We start from the raw sequence: 250 nt of genomic DNA on the forward strand, positions 1-250 counted from the left end.
TCACAGGAGGCATCAAACACGGGAGAGCCGCCATCTGCGGCGGCCTGGCTGCGCGCATCAGCCTGATTGTTCTGCGCCTGCTGGACCGCGTCGCGGCCAGCCTTCCAACGCGAACGAATCCCATCACACTGGCTCTGCGCCGACGCCAGCGTCGACGCATACGACGAGTAGGCCTCAGACGCTTCAGAGAACGCCTCCTGGGCGTCCACCCAGCCCTTGACCTGCACATCGAACTTCGAGCGGAAATGAT

At 63.6% G+C, this 250-nt stretch carries 1 protein-coding gene; it reads right to left on the reverse strand.

What is annotated here, in order from left to right:
- Positions 1-250, reverse strand: a 250-nt coding sequence (locus QP415_RS12385; protein ID WP_285100271.1) for a putative T7SS-secreted protein, incomplete at both ends; no start/stop codon positions are given.

The sequence above is a fragment of the Pauljensenia sp. UMB3104 genome (assembly GCF_030217285.1).
Classification (GTDB): Bacteria; Actinomycetota; Actinomycetes; order Actinomycetales; family Actinomycetaceae; genus Pauljensenia.